At 59.0% G+C, this 18462-nt stretch carries 16 protein-coding genes; 13 read left to right on the top strand and 3 right to left on the bottom strand.

What is annotated here, in order from left to right; translation table 11 throughout:
* Window positions 1–85 precede the first annotated feature (85 nt).
* Window positions 86–1624 (top strand): bifunctional aminoglycoside phosphotransferase/ATP-binding protein, encoded by a 1539-nt coding sequence (locus ALO43_RS26735; RefSeq protein ID WP_053481422.1) that lies wholly within the window; start codon window positions 86–88, stop codon window positions 1622–1624.
* Window positions 1625–1718: 94 nt separating this feature from the next.
* Entirely contained in the window at window positions 1719–2063 is a 345-nt protein-coding gene (locus ALO43_RS26730) for a pentapeptide repeat-containing protein (RefSeq protein WP_005895773.1), read from the top strand.
* 219 nt (window positions 2064–2282) lie between these two features.
* On the opposite strand, the gene deoC is transcribed toward ALO43_RS26730, so the two are convergent.
* Window positions 2283–3062: a deoxyribose-phosphate aldolase gene (gene deoC, locus ALO43_RS26725; RefSeq protein ID WP_005895770.1), complete on the bottom strand. Its 780-nt coding sequence runs from the start codon at window positions 3060–3062 to the stop codon at window positions 2283–2285.
* A gap of 207 nt (window positions 3063–3269) precedes the next feature.
* On the opposite strand from deoC, the gene ALO43_RS26720 reads away from it, so the two are divergent.
* Window positions 3270–3611, top strand: a complete 342-nt coding sequence (locus ALO43_RS26720; RefSeq protein WP_054998412.1) for a Rieske (2Fe-2S) protein — start codon at window positions 3270–3272, stop codon at window positions 3609–3611.
* 21 nt (window positions 3612–3632) lie between these two features.
* Here the strand turns inward: ALO43_RS26720 and sfsA are convergent, their stop codons facing one another.
* Together sfsA and ALO43_RS26710 are read right to left on the bottom strand one after the other, a co-directional pair.
* Window positions 3633–4346: a DNA/RNA nuclease SfsA gene (gene sfsA / locus ALO43_RS26715; protein ID WP_024669645.1), complete on the bottom strand. Its 714-nt coding sequence runs from the start codon at window positions 4344–4346 to the stop codon at window positions 3633–3635.
* Entirely contained in the window at window positions 4346–5518 is a 1173-nt protein-coding gene (locus ALO43_RS26710) for a pyridoxal phosphate-dependent aminotransferase (RefSeq protein WP_024669646.1), read from the bottom strand. Before ALO43_RS26710 ends, sfsA begins: the two co-directional genes overlap by 1 nt.
* Before the next feature lie 347 nt (window positions 5519–5865).
* Between ALO43_RS26710 and dksA the strand changes: the two genes are divergently transcribed.
* The 10 genes from dksA to pgi all read left to right on the top strand — a co-directional run bounded on the left by dksA (window position 5866) and on the right by pgi (window position 18447).
* Entirely contained in the window at window positions 5866–6306 is a 441-nt protein-coding gene (gene dksA, locus ALO43_RS26705) for an RNA polymerase-binding protein DksA (protein WP_024669647.1), read from the top strand.
* Window positions 6307–6498: 192 nt separating this feature from the next.
* On the top strand, window positions 6499–7386 hold the full coding sequence (gene gluQRS, locus ALO43_RS26700) for a tRNA glutamyl-Q(34) synthetase GluQRS (protein ID WP_054998411.1): 888 nt from the start codon (window positions 6499–6501) through the stop codon (window positions 7384–7386).
* 98 nt (window positions 7387–7484) lie between these two features.
* The gene (locus ALO43_RS26695; RefSeq protein WP_002552060.1) at window positions 7485–7661 is read left to right on the top strand and encodes a hypothetical protein; all 177 of its coding nucleotides are present in this window, start codon (window positions 7485–7487) and stop codon (window positions 7659–7661) included.
* Complete coding sequence (locus ALO43_RS26690; protein WP_122329518.1) at window positions 7645–10599, top strand: sensor histidine kinase; 2955 nt, start codon at window positions 7645–7647, stop codon at window positions 10597–10599. Before ALO43_RS26695 ends, ALO43_RS26690 begins: the two co-directional genes overlap by 17 nt.
* A gap of 22 nt (window positions 10600–10621) precedes the next feature.
* Complete coding sequence (locus ALO43_RS26685) at window positions 10622–12055, top strand: sigma-54-dependent transcriptional regulator (RefSeq protein ID WP_005895744.1); 1434 nt, start codon at window positions 10622–10624, stop codon at window positions 12053–12055.
* Between the two features lie 699 nt (window positions 12056–12754).
* Entirely contained in the window at window positions 12755–14158 is a 1404-nt protein-coding gene (locus ALO43_RS26680; RefSeq protein ID WP_005895742.1) for a polynucleotide adenylyltransferase PcnB, read from the top strand.
* Window positions 14151–14657, top strand: coding sequence for a 2-amino-4-hydroxy-6-hydroxymethyldihydropteridine diphosphokinase (gene folK / locus ALO43_RS26675; protein WP_053481424.1), 507 nt, complete (start codon window positions 14151–14153; stop codon window positions 14655–14657). The genes ALO43_RS26680 and folK overlap by 8 nt, the downstream gene beginning before the upstream one ends.
* A gap of 228 nt (window positions 14658–14885) precedes the next feature.
* Window positions 14886–15686, top strand: a complete 801-nt coding sequence (gene panB / locus ALO43_RS26670; protein WP_005895735.1) for a 3-methyl-2-oxobutanoate hydroxymethyltransferase — start codon at window positions 14886–14888, stop codon at window positions 15684–15686.
* A complete protein-coding gene (gene panC, locus ALO43_RS26665; RefSeq protein WP_024669652.1) occupies window positions 15683–16534 on the top strand; it encodes a pantoate--beta-alanine ligase in 852 nt (283 codons plus the stop codon). Before panB ends, panC begins: the two co-directional genes overlap by 4 nt.
* 248 nt (window positions 16535–16782) lie before the next feature.
* The gene (gene pgi / locus ALO43_RS26660; RefSeq protein WP_053932138.1) at window positions 16783–18447 is read left to right on the top strand and encodes a glucose-6-phosphate isomerase; all 1665 of its coding nucleotides are present in this window, start codon (window positions 16783–16785) and stop codon (window positions 18445–18447) included.
* Window positions 18448–18462: the final 15 nt, after the last annotated feature.

The raw sequence follows: 18462 nt of genomic DNA, 5'->3' as shown, positions 1-18462 counted from the left end.
GTCAGCGGTTTGCAGCCTCGCGCCAAGCGGCCATAATGGCTGCATCCAGCACTTACATTTTGAACACATTCCTGAAGGATCGTCCGTGAGCCAGTCTTTGATTGCAGCCCTGCAAAACCCTGCCCTGTTCCCTCATCCGGTGGAGAACTTTCAGGTCATCGAAACGCACATTTCGTGGGTTCTGCTGACAGGCCCTTACGCTTACAAAATCAAAAAACCGATGAATTTCGGCTTTCTGGATTTCACCACGCTGGCCCTGCGCGAGCATTTCTGCCGCGAAGAGCTGCGCCTGAACCAGCGCACCACTGACGGCCTGTACCTCGAAGTGCTGGCGATCACCGGCTCGGCCGAAGCACCGCAGCTGGGCGGCGATGGCGAAGTGGTCGATTACGCACTCAAGATGCGCCAGTTTTCGCAGGATGGTTTGCTCAGCACGTTGCAGGCCAATGGCGAGCTGACGACCGCCCACATCGATGAGCTGGCACACCAGATCGCGACATTCCACCTTGAGTCGCCGCGCGTGACCAGTGAAAGCGAGCTGGGCTCACCTGACAGCGTCATGGCTCCAGTCATACAGAACTTTGAGCAGATTCGCCCATTGATCAGTGAAGAAGTCGACCTGGCTCAGCTCGACGCCCTGCAAGCCTGGGCCGAATCGAGCTTTGCCCGGCTCAAGCCCCTGCTGACCCAGCGCAAGGCCGGGGGGTTCATCCGTGAGTGCCACGGTGATATCCACCTGGGCAATGCCACCGTGATCGATGGCAAGGTCGTGCTGTTCGACTGCATCGAATTCAACGAGCCATTCCGCAAGACCGATGTGTATGCCGACATTGGCTTTCTGGCAATGGACCTTGAAGACCGGGGTTTGAAATCGTTGTCCCGACGCCTGATCAGTCAGTACCTGGAAGTCACCGGTGACTATGAAGGTCTGGAACTGCTCAACTTCTATAAAGCCTACCGCGCCCTGGTCCGTGCCAAGGTAGCGCTGTTCAGTCAAGCCCCGGACGCCGATGGTTTACAGCGTGCGGCGACACTGCGCCAGTATCGCAACTACGCCAACCTGGCCGAAAGCTACAGCGCCATCCCTTCGCCGTTTCTGGTGATTACCCACGGTGTTTCGGCAGTTGGCAAAAGCCACGTAGCCATGCGCCTGGTCGAATCACTGGGCGCCGTTCGTCTGCGCTCCGACATCGAACGCAAACGCCTGTTTGCCGGACGCGATCAGGATATCTACGACACCGAAGCCAGCATCGAAACCTATGCACGCTTGCACGAACTGGCTGGCAAGACGTTGCGGGCCGGGTTCTCGGTAGTGATCGACGCCACTTATCTGAAGCACGAGCAGCGTGAAGCAGCGGCGAAAATAGCCGAAGCCACCGCCGTACCGTTTTTGATCCTCGACTGCGAAGCGCCACAGGCCGTGATCGCCAGCTGGCTTGCACAGCGTCAGGCACAGAACAATGACCCTTCCGACGCGACACTGGAGGTTATCAAGGCACAGCAAGCCAGTCGCGAACCTCTGAGCGCAGACGAAATTCTGCACAGCAAGAAGGTAGCGACCCACATCAGCGGTGATATGGACAGCCTCGTCGATAACCTGCGCAAGCGTCTGCCTACACTGTAAAACGATGCATGGCCGTTGAGCGGGTAATGCTTCACGGCCATTCGATGATGGCGATATACTGGCGCCATAAATCCAACGCGATCAAGAGGCCGTCATGAGCCAGCCTAAACACATTGACTCACCGCTTTATATGCTGCTGCGCAAGGATGATGTTGAAGGTTTCAATCAGGAGAAACCACGAACCGGCACCATCGATATGGTGGGTGGCGATTTCCGGGGCCTGGACCTGCGCTCGCTGGACACCACAGGTATCGATTTTACCGACGCCTACTTCAGGTCCGCCGACCTGCGCGGTCTGGACCTGCGTAACACACCGCTGGAAGGCGCGAGCATCGCCCACGCGCAGATATCGGGGGTCTTTTTCCCTGCGGAATTGTCAGCTGACGAGATTCTGATGTCGGTCAACTTCGGCACGCGCTTGCGCTATCGCATCCGCTGAGCAGAGTTGATAAAGCCCGTAAAAGCACGGGAAAAGAAACGTTGACATACAAATGAGAATCGTTATGATTATCACATCCAGTCGCGAGACTGGCCGGTAGCCTGAAAGACCTTGGTTCGGACTTTCAGATTATCTCCTCATCAGGCTAATCACGGTTTTTGACCCGGCTCTTTGCCGGGTCTTTTTTTGCCCGCTATTTAGCAACCAGCGGCCAAGACCTCAAAAGCCGCCGCTGTTCAATTGAATCAGGCCCAGTCTCGCCAACAGATCATCCAGCAAGCTTGAGCCGCCCAGGCGCAATCGGCCAGCATTGACCCACTGCGGACCAAACCGGTCAATGGCTAAGGTCATGTAGGAACGCGCTTCGTCAAACGTACGAATACCGCCTGCAACCTTGAGGCCTGCCTGCCCACCGACATCAGCAATTGCCCCCAGCATGATCCGCGCAGCCTGAGGCGTCACATGGGCAGTCGCCTTGCCGGTACCGGTCTTGATGAAATCAGCACCCGCATCGATCGCATCGCGGCAGGCATCGAGGATCATTTGCGAGTCTCGCAGGTCGCCAGTCTCCAGCGTCGCGGTCAACGTATACCGTTTGCCGCAGAGCGATGCGCAAGCCGCCAACAGCTCGATACCAGCCTGCCGATTACCGCCCTGCAATGCGCGAAAAGGATAGACGACGTCAATCTCATCGGCCCCGGACATCAGAGACGCACGCACTTCGGACACCACTGAGGCCATGCTGCCGCTGCCATTAGGAAAATTGACGCTGGCAACCACCTTGACGTCCCTCGCCAGCATCCGGTCCAGCGTGGTACGCGCCAGGCACACAAAGCGAGGCTGCACGCAGACGGCAGCGACTGGCCCGACCGGCGTCCATGCTCGTTGGCAGATACCGACAATACGCTGCTCGGTGTTGTCGGTATTAAGGGCAAACAAGTCCAGCAATCCTATCGCCTGGCGCGCAAGCTGCTCCTCAACTGCTGTCAGTGCTTTCATGGCTTTGCCTATCTGTAGGTATTTACGGAACGGTATACCGCTAGGCCGGCTGATGGGCGCCTAAGCCCTACAGCCAGAAATCAGCTACATAAAGACAGGAAGAATCCGACATCACTAGTCACATGAACCCCGCAAGGGCGAGAGCACCAAGAGTCTGTCAAACTGACCAGGCTGATTGACGGCCTGAACTTGTTCTCGGGAGGCACCTTGATATTCCTTTGCCCATCGCTGCATCTGCCCGAAGCTCAAAGCAAAGGGTTTGAACCGGGTGCGCACAAGCTGCTGGCAGTGCGTCGTGAGGGCAAGGTGTTCATTTATGAAAACCGCTGCCCGCATCGAGGTATCGCTCTGGATTGGCAACCTGATCATTTTCTGGACAGCAGCGCTAGCCTGATCCGCTGCGCCAGCCACGGCGCGCTGTTTTTGATAGAGAATGGCGAGTGCGTAGCGGGGCCTTGCGAAGGACAATCACTGACCGCGCTGGAATGCCGGGAGGACAAGGAAGGGATCTGGGTAGCGCTGCCCCTGAAAGAAAAAGACGCTCACTAAGCGACAGGTAGCGTAAATGCTTCAGTCCGGCCAGTGCAGCTCCAGGCGGCGGTCGATGAACACTTCTTCCGGCGTCAATTGCACACCATAGGCCAGCACCTGAACGCCGGCATCGACAGCGTCGCGCAATGCCGCTGCGTAAGCAGGATCGATCTCCTTGGCCGGCCTTACCGCTTCTATGCCGGTGAGGTTGACGCAATAAAGCAATACTGCCCGAACGCCTTCACGCGCCAGCGATGCCAGCTCGCGAAGGTGCCGCGCGCCACGCTGTGTGACCGCATCGGGAAACGCTGCCACGGCAGAGCCATCGAAACCCAACGTCACGCTTTTCACTTCCAGATACAAATAACCATCGGGGTATTCCAGGCGGAAGTCCACGCGGCTTTTCTCCTGACCGTAGGCCACTTCGCGCTTGAGCGCCGTAAAACCGTCCAGCTCGCTGATCACCCCGGCGCGCAACGCCTCTTCAACCAGCGTATTGGCTCTTGCGGTGTTGATACAGGCGAAACGCCCCTGCGGCGTTTCCGTGATCTCCCACGTGCCCGGCAGCTTGCGCTTTGGGTCATTGGAGCGACTGAACCACACGCGCCCGCCGGGCATCATGCAGTTCAGCATCGAGCCGGTGTTCGGGCAATGGATAGTCAGCAGTTCTCCACTCTCGGTTTCAATATCTGCGAGAAAACGTTTGTAGCGGACCAGCAGGCGACCCTGCTCCAGCTCTGGCGAAAAGCGCATCAGGCGCTCCAGCTGCGCAGGCCGCGAGCAATTCGCTCCACTGCCTGTTCAAGGCGCGGCAAGCTTTGCGTATAGGCAAAGCGCACGTGATGGCCTGCCTGAAAGCGGCCGAAATCCAGGCCTGGAGTGAAAGCCACATGCTCGGTTTCCAGAAAATGCCGGCAGAACGAAAAGGCGTCGCCCCCAAACGCAGATATATCGGCGTACAGATAAAACGCACCTTGCGGCTCTACGGCGATACCGAAACCCATTTCCCGCAGGGCGGGTAATAAAAAATCCCGGCGACGGCCGAATTCGGCGCGGCGCTGCTCCAGAATGGCCAGCGTCTGTGGTTCGAAACAGGCCAGCGCAGCGTATTGCGCCATGCTTGGAGCACTGATGTAGAGGTTCTGCGCCAGTTTTTCCAGATCACCCACAGCCTCTGGCGGGGCAACCAGCCAACCCAGACGCCAGCCGGTCATTCCGAAATATTTTGAAAAGCTATTCAACACAAAGGCATCGTTATCCACTTCCAGCACGCTGCTTGCGTCAACGCCATATGTCAGGCCGTGGTAAATCTCGTCCACCACAAGGTGGCCGTTGCGTGCTTTCAATGCATGAGACAGAGCAGCCAGTTCATCACGATCCAGAAGCGTACCGGTAGGGTTGGCGGGCGATGCCAGCAATGCACCGACGCTGTTCTCGTTCCAGTGGCTGGCCACCAGCTCGGGCGTCAGTTGATAACGCTGCTGCGGGCCGACCGGCACCAATTGCGCCTCGCCTTCGATCAAACGCAAGAAGTGCCGATTGCACGGATACCCCGGATCAGCCAGCAACCAGTGCTTGCCAGGATCGACCAGCAGGCTGCTGGCCAGCAGCAAGGCGCCTGAACCGCCCGGCGTGACCAGAATCCGCTGCGGGTCAATATCGAGCCGATAGCGCTGGGCATAGAACCCGGCGATGGCTTCGCGCAGTTGCGGCAGGCCCCGCGCGGCGGTGTAACGGGTCTTGCCGTCCGCCAGGGCTGCCTGCCCCGCTTTTATGATCGGGTCTGCGGTGATGAAGTCCGGCTCGCCGATCTCAAGGTGAATGACATCATGCCCCGCCGCCTGCAGTTCATTGGCACGTGCCAGCAGCGCCATCACATGGAAGGGTTCGATGGCGCGACTGCGCGCGCTGTAAGGCTGAGCCATGGGTCTTCCTTATAGTGGAGCGGGAGCAAAACATGATTGTCATGACAGCGGGGCATGATTCTACCCGAGCGCCCGGCCGACATGCTTTGAAAGGCACCCGTGCCGGTCAGCGGATACCGGACAAAAGATAAATACGACGGCGTACAGCAGCTAGAGTTCATTTAAGCGCAGGGCGGTTTGCCAACGGTCATCTTTGCGAGTGCATTACGCCATCATGCTCGACAACCGGGAGTAGCGCACTCCGATTTGTTCTGTTAAGTTCGCCCGCTTGCAGCTGCAGGGCCGACGGGTGTCGGTGATGGAACAATCCTGCGCAATAGATTAGAAGAGTGAGAGGCGGTCCATACATGCCCACCCAAGACAAGCAACAGAACCATCTAGTCAGCGGCTTTCAACCGTACGAGTCCACGAAGGGCGAAGAGTACATGGGTGCGCCGATGCGCGCGCACTTCACCAAGATCCTGAACAAGTGGAAGCAGGACTTGATGCAAGAGGTCGATCGCACGATGACCCACATGAAGGATGAAGCTGCCAATTTTCCTGATCCGGCCGACCGCGCCAGTCAGGAAGAAGAGTTCAGCCTTGAGCTTCGCGCACGCGACCGCGAGCGCAAGCTGATCAAGAAAATCGACAAGACATTGCAGCTTATCGAAGACGAAGAATATGGCTGGTGCGAATCCTGCGGTGTAGAGATCGGCATCCGCCGTCTTGAAGCACGCCCGACCGCCGACCAGTGTGTCGACTGCAAGACGCTGGCTGAAATCAAGGAAAAACAGGTCGGTAAATAACCTGTGGCCGCCTTGAACTGAAAAGAGACGCTTCGGCGTCTTTTTTTGTGCCTGCCAAAATCACGGCTCTCATGATTAGCGTTCCCACTCCACGTGGGAATGCCTTTCGCGACGCTGTGCGTCAGACCGCAGTTCGTTGATCTCAGGTGTTTCGCTTGCCCGCTCAAGGCCGCCCCCCGTAACATCCGGGCCATGAAAAAACCGGCCTACATCGGGCGCTTTGCGCCGACTCCCAGTGGTTATCTGCATTTCGGCTCGCTGGTCGCCGCACTGGCGTCCTATCTGGATGCGCGTGCGGCTGGCGGCCAATGGCTGCTGCGCATGGAAGACCTCGACCCGCCTCGCGAGGTGGCCGGGGCGCAAGCTGCGATTCTCGAAACGCTGGAGCGTTACGGTTTTGAATGGGACGGTCAGATGGTCCGGCAAAGCGAGCGTCATGCAGCCTACGCCGAAGTCCTCCAGCGCTGGTTCAATCATGGCCTGGCATACGCCTGTACCTGCTCACGCAAACAGCTTGAAGCATTTAATGGAATTTACCCAGGGTTCTGCCGCGACGCAGGGCATGCGCCGGAAAACGCAGCCATTCGCATTCGGGTGCCGGAGCTGGAATATCAATTTGAAGACCGGGTGCAGGGCACCTTCAAGATGCGCCTGGGACGCGAAAGCGGCGACTTTGTGATCCGCAGGCGTGACGGGCTTTACGCCTATCAGCTGGCCGTGGTCATTGATGACGCCTGGCAGGGCGTTACCGACATCGTGCGCGGCGCCGATCTGCTGGACTCGACGCCTCGTCATTTGTACCTGCAAGAGCTACTTGGCCTGCCTCAGCCGCGCTACCTGCACGTACCGCTCATCACCCAGCCAGACGGCCACAAGCTCGGCAAATCCTATCGCTCGCCGCCACTGCCTGCAGATCAGGCAACGCCACTGTTATTGCGAGCGCTGAGGGCGCTGGGGCAACCGGTTGACGCGCACATGACCGATGGAACCGCTCAGGAAGTACTCGCCTGGGGTCTCCGCCACTGGAACGCCGACCTCATACCCAGACTGCGCACTGTCGAAGAAGCCCGTATAGACTGATCCAGAGCGGTCGCCGAAAACTGCGACGCAAGGATACTTGCAGGTTATCCGGCATCCGTTAACATGCCGCTCCTCATCTACCGGCTCAGGGAGACCAGATGTACATATACCGGTTGGTTTTGCTTCTGGTGGTAGGCATTTACCTGTTCTCCCCGGCCATCATGGACTGGTGGATCGATGCCACCGGCGCGTGGTATCGGCCCTACATGCTGTGGCTGATCCTGATCGTGGTGACGTTCATTCTCCAGAGCCAGCGAGATGCCGATGAGCTTTAGCCTGACGCATATGCTGTTGGTCAGCGCCGCCTATCTGCTGCTTCTGTTCGGCGTGGCCTGGGTCAGCGAGCGCGGGCTGGTGCCGCGCTGGATCATTCGTCATCCATTGACCTATACCCTCTCCCTGGGCGTTTATGCCAGTGCGTGGGCGTTTTATGGCACGGTCGGCCTGGCGTATAAGTACGGCTATGGTTTTTTGTCCAGCTACCTCGGTGTTTCCGGGGCATTTCTGCTCGCGCCTGTGCTGCTTTACCCGATCCTCAAAATTACTCGCACCTACCAGCTTTCATCGCTGGCCGACCTGTTCGCTTTCCGGTTTCGCAGCACCTGGGCTGGGGCACTGACCACAGTATTCATGCTGATCGGCGTCCTGCCGTTACTTGCGCTGCAGATTCAGGCCGTGGCCGACTCCATCGGCATTCTGACCCGCGAACCGGTGCAGGACCGGGTCGCCTTGGCGTTTTGCGGTTTGATCACCCTGTTCACGATTTTCTTCGGTTCTCGGCATATCGCCACCCGGGAGAAGCACGAAGGTCTGGTATTTGCCATCGCCTTCGAATCGCTGATCAAACTGATCGCTCTGGGCGGCGTCGGGCTCTATGCCCTGTACGGCGTGTTCGACGGTCCGCAACAACTCGAACTGTGGCTACTGCAGAATCAGGCTGCCCTCGCCTCGCTGCACACGCCCTTGCAGGAAGGCCCGTGGCGCACCTTGCTGCTGGTGTTCTTCGCCTCAGCCATCGTCATGCCGCACATGTATCACATGACCTTCACGGAAAACCTCAACCCACGCTCGCTGGTCAGCGCCAGTTGGGGGCTGCCGCTGTTTTTACTGCTGATCAGTCTGGCGGTACCGCTGATCCTGTGGGCCGGGCTCAAGCTGGGCGCCACCACCAGCCCGGAATACTTCACGCTGGGCATTGGCATCGCCGCCAACAGCAAGTCACTCGCCCTGCTCGCTTACATCGGCGGGCTGTCGGCGGCCAGCGGGCTGATCATCGTCACCACCCTGGCGCTGTCCGGCATGGCGCTCAACCATCTGGTACTGCCGCTTTACCAGCCGCCAGCCGAGGGCAATATCTACCGTTGGCTGAAATGGACCCGACGCGGGCTGATTGTGGCAATCATCGCTCTGGGTTACGGCTTCTACCTGATGCTGGGCGCTCAGCAGGATCTGGCCAATCTAGGGATCGTCGCCTTCGTGGCCACCCTGCAATTTCTGCCTGGCGTGCTGTCGGTGCTGTATTGGCCGACCGCCAACCGACGTGGTTTCATCGCCGGGCTGCTGGCCGGCATCGCCGTCTGGGTGGTCAGCATGCTGCTGCCGCTCATCGGCAACCTGCAAGGCGTCTACATTCCCTGGCTAAACATGATCTACGTGCTGGACGACACCAGTTGGCATATGGCGGCAATCGCCTCGCTCGCCGCCAACGTGTTGTTGTTCACTCTGGTATCGCTGTTCACCAACGCCAGCCCTGAAGAGGTCAGCGCCGCCGAGGCCTGCGCCGTCGATAACGTGAGCCGTCCGCAACGCCGCGAACTGCACGCTGTATCACCTCAGGAATTTGCCACGCAACTGGCCAAGCCGCTTGGAGCAAAAGCTGCACAAAAGGAAGTCGAACAAGCGCTGCGCGACCTGTACCTGCCGTTCGACGAACGCCGCCCTTACGCCCTGCGCCGCCTGCGTGACCGGATAGAAGCCAACCTGTCCGGGCTGATGGGCCCGAGCGTCGCTCAGGATATGGTGGAAACATTCCTTCCCTATAAGTCCGGCAGCGAAAAATACGTCACCGAAGACATCCACTTCATCGAGAGCCGCCTTGAGGACTACCATTCGCGCCTGACCGGGCTGGCCGCCGAACTCGACGCCCTGCGCCGCTACCATCGCCAGACATTGCAGGAACTGCCGATGGGGGTCTGCTCGCTGGCCGAGGATCAGGAAATCCTGATGTGGAACCGGGCCATGGAGGAATTGACCGGAATCATCGCCAAGCGGGTTGTCGGTTCGCGACTGGACACCATCTCCGAGCCCTGGAAAAGCCTGCTCACCGGCTTCACCAGCGTGCCGGACGAACACTTGCACAAGCAGAAACTCGGACTGGACGGACAGACGCGCTGGCTTAACCTGCACAAGGCCGCCATCAACGAGCCGCTCGCCCCCGGCAACAGCGGGCTGGTGTTGCTGGTCGAGGACCTGACCGACACACAAATGCTCGAAGACAAGCTGGTCCATTCCGAACGGCTGGCAAGTATCGGCCGGCTGGCTGCAGGTGTAGCGCACGAAATCGGCAACCCGATCACCGGCATCGCCTGCCTCGCGCAAAACCTGCGTGAAGAACGCGAAGAAGACGGCGAACTGAAAGAAATCAGCAGCCAGATTCTAGAACAGACCAAACGCGTATCGCGTATCGTCCAGTCGCTGATGAGCTTCGCCCATGCGGGCGCTCATCAGCACAGCGATGAAGCCGTTTGTCTGGCTGAAGTGGCTCAGGATGCTATTGGTCTGCTGGCGCTGAACAGGCGCAATTTCGAAGTACACTTCTACAACCTGTGCAACCCAGAACACTGGGCTGTAGGCGATCCGCAACGCTTGGCACAGGTTCTGATCAACCTGCTCTCCAACGCCCGCGACGCCTCGCCGGCAGGCAGCACGGTCAGGGTCAGAAGCGAAGTGTCCGAGCACACCGTGGACCTCATCGTCGAAGACGAAGGCAGTGGAATTTCAAAGGCAATCATGGACAGATTGTTCGAGCCGTTCTTCACCACCAAGGACCCTGGCGAAGGAACCGGACTAGGCCTCGCGCTGGTCTATTCCATCGTCGAAGAGCATTATGGACAAATCATCATCGACAGCCCGGCCGATCCCGAGCAGCAGCGTGGCACGCGCATTCGTGTGACCTTGCCACGCCATGTCGACGCGACGTCCACCGCGAACTGAGACCGTCGAGAGAATTGAATCAATGCCGCATATTTTGATCGTCGAAGACGAAACGATTATCCGCTCAGCCTTGCGTCGCCTGCTTGAGCGCAACCAGTATGAAGTCAGTGAAGCCGGCTCGGTTCAGGAAGCTCAGGAACGTTTCAGCATCCCCTCGTTTGACCTGATCGTCAGCGACCTTCGCTTGCCGGGCGCTCCGGGCACCGAACTGATCAAGCTGGGCGAAGGCAAACCGGTGCTGATCATGACCAGTTACGCCAGCCTGCGCTCGGCCGTCGATTCGATGAAGATGGGCGCGGTGGATTACATCGCCAAACCCTTCGATCACGACGAAATGTTGCAAGCAGTTTCGCGCATCCTGAGCGATCGGCAGACCGTCAAGAGCCTGCAGGACGAGCGCAGCGCACTCGCCAAAGCGGGCGCTGCCGAAAAAAGTCCGACACAGAATCACAACGGCGAGATCGGCATTATCGGCTCCTGCCCGCCGATGCTGGACCTCTATAGCAAGATCCGCAAAGTGGCGCCGACCGACTCCAACGTGCTGGTCCAGGGCGAATCGGGCACCGGCAAGGAACTGGTCGCCCGCGCCTTGCACAACCTGTCACGCCGTGCCAAGGCGCCGATGATCTCGGTCAACTGTGCGGCCATCCCGGAATCCCTGATCGAGTCCGAACTGTTCGGTCACGAGAAAGGCGCTTTCACAGGGGCCAGCGCCGGCCGTGCCGGGCTGGTCGAGGCGGCAGATGGCGGCACGTTGTTTCTCGACGAGATCGGCGAGCTGCCACTGGAAGCCCAGGCACGGCTGCTGCGCGTGCTGCAGGAAGGGGAAATTCGTCGAGTGGGTTCGGTTCAGTCACAAAAGGTCGACGTTCGCTTGATCGCGGCCACGCACCGTGACCTCAAGACGCTGGCCAAAAACGGCGAATTTCGTGAAGACCTGTTCTATCGCCTGCACGTCATCGCCTTGAAGCTCCCGGCGTTGCGCGAACGCGGCAGCGACATACTCGAAATAGCCCACGCGTTCCTGATACGCCAGAGCGCCAAGGTTGGCCGCACCGACCTGAAATTTGCGCCTGACGCCGAGCAGGCCATCCGTCATTACAGCTGGCCCGGCAACGTACGCGAGCTGGAAAACGCCGTCGAGCGTTCGGTGATCCTTTGCGAGAACCCGGAAATCACCGCTGACCTGCTGGGTATCGACATCGAACTGGACGGTCTGGACGACGATGAATACATGGGCATGGCCCCGCTGCCTGGCTCTGCGGGTTCGACCGGCAACGAGCCCAGTGAAGACCTGTCGCTCGAGGACTACTTCCAGCACTTCGTGCTGGAGCATCAGGACCACATGACTGAAACCGAACTGGCACGCAAACTGGGCGTCAGCCGCAAGTGCCTGTGGGAACGTCGGCAGCGTCTGGGCATACCCCGCCGCAAAGGTGTGGCCAGCGAAACGTGATACCTGACGCAGGGCTCTGGCACGCGGTGTACAGGGCTCTGTGAAAACTGTTACCTCATGTACTTCACGTAACAAAAGCCGGGTTTATCGGTAACGAATCTCGGTTTTTTTGTGCCTGCAAAAAACGCCGGTAGCCCGCAACGTCCCGGTTTACGGGGGTTGTCTAAAGTTGGCACAGCTTCTGCTATATGCTTAGTACAAGAACAACAACAAGCCGTACGACACCCACAATAAAAACAACACGAATCGACTCACGCATAACAAGAACAACACGGCGGAGGCGCAGCTAACTGATTCTTTTGGAGAGGAGTTGTATTTGGGGCTTGCCCCGCAACCAGGCCGAGAACAACAAAAACTACCCTTAGGTAGAGCCTGAACTGGTTGGATCGAATGATCATTGCAACACAGCGACCAAAGCAATCCGTTTGCTCTTGACTCCCGACTGGGAGGTTTCACAGGCGACAGTCTCGTGAAAGGGCACTCAACAAAAACAAGAAGCCCATACAGAAAACAATAATAAAGAGCACACACTTTGGGGGAGCTTCGGCTCCCCCAGTAGCTTACCGGTTCTATACGCGCCGTACTTTGCCCCTTCCGCGACAGCTTCCTACACCATCCCTCGACTAAATGCTAGAATCCCCGCCCATCATGCGGTCATTCCACGTTTTTGGCCGAATATTCCTTCAAACAGTGCATCCCATGCTGAAGAAGTTGTTCCAGTCATTTCGCTCCCCACTGCGCAAACCGCAGCAACATACGCGTACCACGCCTGAAGTGCTCAATAGCAGTCAGCACTCGCTGCAGCGCAGCCAGTTCAGCCGTTATGCCGTCAACATTGTCGAGCGCCTGCAGAATGCCGGCTACCAGGCCTATCTGGTCGGTGGCTGCGTACGTGACATGATGCTCAATATCACGCCCAAGGATTTCGACGTCGCCACCAGTGCAACGCCTGAACAGGTAAGGGCCGAGTTCCGCAATGCGCGGATCATTGGCCGCCGGTTCAAGCTGGTGCATATCCACTTCGGTCGGGAAATCATCGAAGTGGCGACGTTCCGCGCCAATCATCCACAGGATGACGAGGAAGAGGACAGCAACCAGTCTTCGCGCAACGAAAGCGGACGCATTCTGCGGGACAACGTTTACGGCACACTTGAAGAGGACGCCCAGCGTCGCGACTTCACGATCAACGCGCTGTATTACGACCCGGTCAGCGAGCGTGTGCTGGATTACGCCAACGGCGTACATGACATCCGCAACAAGCTGATACGCCTGATCGGCGATCCTGAACAGCGTTACAAGGAAGACCCGGTGCGCATGCTGCGTGCAGTGCGCTTCGCTGCCAAACTTGATTTCGGCATTGAAAAACACAGCGCCCAGCCGATCAGTGCACTGGCTCCCATGCTGCGTGATATACCCTCGGCACGCCTGTTCGAAGAAGTCCTCAAACTGTTCCTCTCGGGCTACGCGGCTCCCACCTTTGAAATGCTGGTGGACCTCGAGCTGTTCGACCCTCTGTTCCCGGCCAGCTCCAAAGCGCTGGAATACAACCCGACGTATACCCACACACTGATCAGCAATGCCTTGATCAACACCGACTTGCGCATCAAGCAGAACAAACCGGTTACTCCGGCGTTCCTGTTTGCCGCCCTGCTCTGGCCTGCACTGCCAGCCAAAGTACTGCGCGCCCAAGAGCGCGGCATGCCGCCGATTGCCGCCATGCAGGATGCTGCTCACGAGCTGATCATCGAGCAATGCCAACGCATCGCGATTCCCAAGCGCTTCACGCTACCGATCCGCGAAATCTGGGACATGCAGGAACGCCTGCCGCGTCGTTCAGGCAAGCGTGCCGACCTGCTGCTGGACAACTCGCGCTTCCGGGCCGGCTACGACTTCCTCCTGCTACGCGAAAGCGCAGGCGAGCAGACTGACGGTCTGGGCCAATGGTGGACCGATTATCAGGACTGCAACGACAGCGAACGTCGCGACATGATTCGTGACCTGAGCAACAAGCCGGAAGCCGCCGGCGCTGCACCGCGCAAGCGTCGTCGCAACAGTGGCGCCAAGCGCAAGCGCAGCAGTGGCGAGGCGCAAAGCGGTGAATGAACCGCTGTTGACCACTGAACGCGTGTACATAGGCCTGGGCAGCAATCTTGCTGACCCGGCCGAGCAATTGCACAGTGCCCTCAAGGCGCTGGCCCGGTTGCCCGATTGCACGCTAAGTGGTGTCTCTTCATTCTATGTCAGTGACTCGCTGCTGCCCGGTCAACCGCGCTATACCAACGCTGTCGCAGCGCTGGACACTGCCCTGCCGCCGCTGACGCTGCTTGACGCTCTGCAAGCCATCGAGCTGGATCAGGGACGTGAGCGCCACGAGCGTTGGGGCCCACGTACTCTTGACCTCGATATTCTGCTGTTCGGCGACCGACTGATCAACGAGCCGCGCCTCAAAGTGCCGCACTACGACCTGCACTCCCGCGCCTTCGTGCTTTATCCACTGGCCGAGCTGGCCCCTGCGCTGGTCCTCGCCGACGGGCGCGAGCTGCCTCGGTTGCTGAGTGAATGCCCTTTCACAGGCCTCGAGCGCCTGCCTGCCGAGGCTTGAAGCCCAGCCTTGTGTCCGCGGGTGTAACCGGTTCGGCACACAGGTAACACCTTCAATTGACTTAACGCCCCCTCCTCACGAAGATAGGCCTCCCGCCGCTGCCACACTGGCGAACGGGCGCGAAACAGGCCTTTTGCAAAACACCGCGACACGACGGTGTGCCTGCTTTTCCAGGATGACTCTCACGCGCTGAGCCCCCATTGCACAGTGCCTGATGGAGAACTTTACATGCCGAACATAACCGTTACGTCGCTGCTGGCCATGAAGCAGAAGGGTGAGAAAATCACCATGCTGACCTGTTACGACGCAACCTTTGCCCACACTGCCTGCCAGGCCGGGGTCGAAGTGCTGCTGATAGGCGACTCGCTGGGTATGGTCCTGCAAGGTCATGACAGCACACTGCCAGTGACCACGGCCGAAACGGCGTACCACGTGGCGTGTGTGAAACGGGGCAACCAAGGCGCGCTGATTCTCGCCGACCTGCCGTTCATGGCCAACGCCACGCTGGAGCAGACCTTCATCAACAGTACGACGTTGATGCAGGCCGGTGCGCACATGATCAAGGTCGAAGGCGCCGCCTGGTTGGGCGAGTCGATTCGCTTGCTGGCAGAGCGCGGGATTCCGGTCTGCGCGCACATGGGCCTCACGCCACAGTCGGTCAATGTGCTGGGCGGTTACAAGGTTCAGGGCCGCCTGGAAGCACAGGCCCGACAAATGCGCGCCGATGCCATTGCGCTGGAGCAGGCCGGCGCCGCAATGATCCTGCTGGAATGCGTGCCGAGCGAACTGGCCGAAGAGATCACTCTGGCAGTGAAAATTCCGGTGATAGGCATTGGTGCCGGCAGCGCAACCGACGGTCAGGTTCTGGTGCTGCACGACATGCTGGGCCTGTCGATCAGCGGGCGCGTCCCCAAGTTCGTGAAAAACTTCATGGTTGGTCAACCTGACATCCAGTCGGCCATTCAGGCCTACGTGAACGCCGTCAAGGACGTCAGCTTTCCGGCCACCGAACACGGGTTCTCGGCATGAACACAGTTAAGACCGTTACAGAACTGCGCGCGGCGGTTGCGCAGGCACGTCGTGAAGGCAAGCGCATCGCCCTGACGCCGACAATGGGCAACCTGCACAGCGGCCACGCCACACTGGTCGCCAGGGCAGCGCAGTGCGCAGACTTCGTGGTCGCGAGCATTTTCGTCAATCCACTGCAATTCGGCCCCAAGGAAGACCTGGCCACCTACCCGCGGACCCTCGCCGCCGATCAGGAAAAACTCGTCCAGGCCGGCTGCGATCTGCTGTTCACGCCCACTGTCGAAGAAATGTACCCCGATGGCATGGCCGAGCAGACGCTGGTCAGCGTTCCGCACCTGTCGCAGGGGCTGTGCGGCGCCAGTCGCCCCGGCCACTTCGAGGGTGTCGCGACGGTGGTCAGCAAGCTGTTCAATATGGTGCAGCCTGATCTGGCGATCTTCGGCGAGAAGGATTTCCAGCAACTGGCGGTGATCCGGGCAATGGTCCGCGACCTGAACATGCCGATCGAGATCCTGGGCCAACCTACCGTGCGTGCCGATGACGGCCTGGCATTGTCTTCGCGCAACGGCTACCTGTCCGATGAGCAACGCGCCATAGCGCCTGCCCTGTATCAGGCGATCTGCCAGGCGGCCGACGCGATCAACGCAGGCGAGCAGAATTTCGAGACACTGCTGGCAGGCAAGAAGCAGCAGCTTGAGGCCGTCGGTTTTCGCATCGACTATCTGGAAATACGCAATGCAAGCAACCTGCGTCCGGCGACTGCGCAAGATCGCGACGTGGTCATTCTGGCCGCTGCCTTTCTGGGCAAGACCCGTCTGATCGACAATCTGCACCTGACCAAAGGCTGAAAGGATCCACTGGCCGATGAACTAAGCCACGTCAGTAATGCCCTATCGATACAGGTTGCGTGAACCACAACCCAAAGTATTTGAGTGAAACCCCGATAACTTGTGTGCGAAAAAGTACCGGGGGCAGGTAGGGCGAGGCGCAGACAAACAGGTGTGCGAAGGGTAGTCTGCTATGTATAGCCAATGAGAGCTTGCGACCTCGCTCTAAAAATATCCAAGCCCGAACCCGTTAAAGGAAACCCGCAGCGATGGCGTACTACCGCAATCCTTCCGATGTGACCGCTTTGCCCGCCTGGCAAGCATTGAACAAACACCGTCAGGCCATGCAGAATTTCAGCATGCGCGAAGCGTTCAATACCGATCCGCAGCGCTTCAACCAGTTCACGCTCAGCAGCGCCGGCCTGTTTCTCGACTATTCGAAAAACCTGATCACCACCGAGACTCGCGACCTTCTGGTCAGCCTGGCCGGTGAAGTGGGTCTCAAGGACGCGATCAAGGCTCAGTACGACGGCGAACTGGTCAACTCCTCCGAAGGTCGCCCGGCACTCCATACTGCACTGCGCCGCCCGGTGGGTGACAAGCTGAAGGTCAACGGCGTCGATGTGATGCCCGACGTACACCGCGTGCTCAATCAGATGACCGAGCTGGTCGGCCGCATTCATGACGGCCTGTGGCGCGGTTACACCGAAAAGCCGATCACAGACGTGGTCAACATCGGCATCGGCGGCTCGTTCCTCGGCCCGGAGCTGGTCTCTGAAGCACTGGTGGCCTACGCGCACAAAGGCGTTCGCTGCCACTATCTGGCAAACATCGACGGCAGCGAGTTTCACGAGCTGTCGATGAGGATTCGCGCCGAGACCACGCTGTTCATCGTTTCGTCGAAGTCCTTCAATACGCTGGAAACCCTGAAAAACGCCCAAGCTGCACGTGCCTGGTACCTTGCGCAGGGTGGCTCGGAGGTCGAACTGCATCGCCACTTCATCGCAGTCTCCAGTAACAATGCGGCTGCGGTGGCGTTCGGTATCCGCGAAGAAAACATCTTCCCGATGTGGGACTGGGTCGGCGGTCGCTACTCGCTGTGGTCAGCAATCGGCCTGCCGATTGCGCTGGCCATCGGCATGTCCAACTTCAAGGAACTGCTGTCCGGCGCCTACACCATGGACCAGCATTTTCAGAGCGCACCTTTTGAGCAGAACATGCCGGTATTACTGGCGCTGCTGGGTGTCTGGTATGGCAACTTCTGGAACGCGCAGAGCCACGCGATCCTGCCGTACGACCACTACCTGCGCAACATCACCAAACACTTGCAACAACTGGACATGGAATCCAACGGCAAAAGCGTTCGCCAGGACGGCACGCCGGCACTCACGGATACAGGCCCGGTCATATGGGGTGGCGTGGGCGCCAACGGCCAGCACGCTTACCACCAGTTGCTGCACCAAGGCACACAGATGATCCCGGCTGACTTCATTGTGCCGATCGTCAGCTTCAACCCGGTTGCCGACCACCATCAGTGGCTGTACGCCAACTGCCTGTCGCAGAGCCAGGCCCTGATGATGGGCAAGACCCGCGCCGAAGCCGAGGCCGAGTTGCGTGAAAAAGGCATGGCTGAAGATGAGGTGCAGAAACTCGCGCCGCACAAGGTCATCCCTGGTAACCGCCCAAGCAATACGCTGGTGGTAGAACGCATCAGCCCACGTCGTCTCGGCGCGCTGGTGGCCATGTATGAGCACAAGGTGTTTGTACAAAGCGTTATCTGGGGCACCAACGCGTTTGACCAGTGGGGCGTGGAACTGGGCAAGGAAATGGGCAAGGCTGTGTATCAGCGTCTGACCGGTGGCACTGAAGAGCCTGCTGACGACGCATCGACGCAAGGCTTGATCAACTACTTCCGCGGCCGTCACCGCGGCTGATTTGCCCCGTCCATG

The organism is Pseudomonas tremae (assembly GCF_001401155.1).
GTDB classification, from domain to species: Bacteria; Pseudomonadota; Gammaproteobacteria; order Pseudomonadales; family Pseudomonadaceae; genus Aquipseudomonas; species Aquipseudomonas tremae.
The sequence above is the reverse complement of the archived record's forward strand: the minus strand, read 5'-3'. Positions and strand labels throughout refer to the sequence as shown.

What these genes read in the sequence shown, in the direction of transcription:
- ALO43_RS26730 (WP_005895773.1), top strand. Translation starts at nt 1,719, where the DNA reads ATGAGCCAGCCTAAACACATTGACTCACCGCTTTATATGCTGCTGCGC.
- deoC (WP_005895770.1), bottom strand. Translation starts at nt 3,062, where the DNA reads ATGAAAGCACTGACAGCAGTTGAGGAGCAGCTTGCGCGCCAGGCGATA.
- sfsA (WP_024669645.1), bottom strand. Translation starts at nt 4,346, where the DNA reads ATGCGCTTTTCGCCAGAGCTGGAGCAGGGTCGCCTGCTGGTCCGCTAC.
- ALO43_RS26710 (WP_024669646.1), bottom strand. Translation starts at nt 5,518, where the DNA reads ATGGCTCAGCCTTACAGCGCGCGCAGTCGCGCCATCGAACCCTTCCAT.
- dksA (WP_024669647.1), top strand. Translation starts at nt 5,866, where the DNA reads ATGCCCACCCAAGACAAGCAACAGAACCATCTAGTCAGCGGCTTTCAA.
- gluQRS (WP_054998411.1), top strand. Translation starts at nt 6,499, where the DNA reads ATGAAAAAACCGGCCTACATCGGGCGCTTTGCGCCGACTCCCAGTGGT.
- ALO43_RS26695 (WP_002552060.1), top strand. Translation starts at nt 7,485, where the DNA reads ATGTACATATACCGGTTGGTTTTGCTTCTGGTGGTAGGCATTTACCTG.
- ALO43_RS26690 (WP_122329518.1), top strand. Translation starts at nt 7,645, where the DNA reads ATGCCGATGAGCTTTAGCCTGACGCATATGCTGTTGGTCAGCGCCGCC.
- ALO43_RS26685 (WP_005895744.1), top strand. Translation starts at nt 10,622, where the DNA reads ATGCCGCATATTTTGATCGTCGAAGACGAAACGATTATCCGCTCAGCC.
- ALO43_RS26680 (WP_005895742.1), top strand. Translation starts at nt 12,755, where the DNA reads ATGCTGAAGAAGTTGTTCCAGTCATTTCGCTCCCCACTGCGCAAACCG.
- panB (WP_005895735.1), top strand. Translation starts at nt 14,886, where the DNA reads ATGCCGAACATAACCGTTACGTCGCTGCTGGCCATGAAGCAGAAGGGT.
- panC (WP_024669652.1), top strand. Translation starts at nt 15,683, where the DNA reads ATGAACACAGTTAAGACCGTTACAGAACTGCGCGCGGCGGTTGCGCAG.
- pgi (WP_053932138.1), top strand. Translation starts at nt 16,783, where the DNA reads ATGGCGTACTACCGCAATCCTTCCGATGTGACCGCTTTGCCCGCCTGG.